At 73.2% G+C, this 1,581-nt stretch carries 1 protein-coding gene; it reads left to right on the forward strand.

The window, feature by feature from the left end; translation table 11 throughout:
• A partial coding sequence (locus G6022_RS15220) for a LuxR family transcriptional regulator (RefSeq protein ID WP_241731247.1) occupies nucleotides 1-1,581 on the forward strand: 1,581 nt, incomplete at both ends.

Below are 1,581 nucleotides of genomic sequence, written 5' to 3' on the forward strand. Positions count from 1 at the left end.
CTACCTCACGGCGGCGGCGCTCACCGCCGACCCCGAGGAGGCGCGGGGGCTCCACATCGACGGCATCGACGCCCTCCTCGGCGCGGGTCGGATCAGCGAGGCCGCCGCGCTGTCCCACACGCTCGACCGGGTCCGGCCCGACCCGCGCCGCGATGCGGTCCTCGGTTCGCTCGCGCTCCACCTGGGACACGCGGGAGAGGCCGAGGCACTCCTCCGGCGAGCCCTCGACGCCGGGCAGTCCGGTTCTCCCGGTGTCACCGCCCCCGACCCCGTCGCACTCGCCCAGAAGTTCGTGGTGCACTCACTGTGCCTGTGGCGCCCCGACCAGCTGAGGCACTGGGCCGGGGTCGTCATCGGGGGCGCCCATCCCGACCAACCGGAGGTCGAGGAGGCCCGGGCCATCACCGTCCTGGGCGAGGCGATCGACGCCGCCCCGGGAGGCGGCGTCACCGACGAGGACCGGATCGGTTCTCTCGCCCCCGCGGTGGCCCAGCGCTTCGAGATGGCCTCCGGATGGATCGCGCTCGCCCACGACGATCTCGAGACGGCCCGCCACCGCCTGGGTTCCGCCGTGCCGACGGCCGACGTCTCCGGTTCCGCGCGGATCTCGCTGTGGGCTCAGGCGTGGCTCACACGCACCCACCTGCTCCGGGGGGACTGGGACGAGGCGCTCCGGGTCGTCGACACCGCCGCCAGACGTCTCGAGGACCTCGAACTGGACCTGCTCGCCCCGGTGATCCACTGGTCCGGTGCCGTCATCAGGTCCATGCGCGGCGACCACCTGGGGGCGGCCGCACACCTGAGGCACCTCACCACCACCGCGGACGCCTACCCGGTGCAGATCATCCCCTCCGCCATGGGGCGCATGCAGGTCGCCGCCGCCGCCGGTGACTACACCTCGGTGCGGCGGGCCGCCGAACCGCTGCACGCCCTGTCCCTCCGGCTCGACATCGACCAGCCGGGTTTCTGGCCGTGGCACGATCTCTACGCCCACTCCCTCGTCCTGGCCGGCCGGCTCGAGGACGCCGAGGCGCTCATCGGTCCCCCCGAACAGCGGGCCGTGGAGCTGGGCCACCGGTCCACGCAGGCCAGGCTCGGCGCCGTCCGCTCCCGGATCGCCGCCGTCCGCGGGGACGTGGAGGAATGCTCCCGCATCTTCCACCGGAGCCTGGAGTACCTCGACGGACTGGCGATGCCGTACTACTCCGCACAGATGCACTTCGGGTTCGGCCAGACCCTGCGTCGGGCCGGTCGGCGCCGCGAGGCCCACCTCGCCCTCGGGACCGCCCGAGACCTCTACGAACAACTCGGTGCTCATGCCTACGTCGAGCGCTGTGAGCGGGAGCGCCGCGCCGGGGGTGTCGACGTGGCCCGCGCGGTCGGCAACTCCACCCTCACCCCGCAGGAACGGGCCGTGGCCACCCTCGTCGCGGCGGGGCGGACCAACGCCCAGGCCGCCGAGGAGCTGTTCCTCAGCGTCAAGACGATCCAGTACCACCTCACCCGCATCTACTCGAAGCTCGGGATCAACGGCCGCACCGAATTGGCGGCCCACGTCGCCAGGTCCCGCCACCCGTTCGG

The sequence above is a fragment of the Dietzia sp. Cai40 genome (assembly GCF_014145165.1).
Lineage (GTDB): Bacteria > Actinomycetota > Actinomycetes > Mycobacteriales > Mycobacteriaceae > Dietzia > Dietzia natronolimnaea.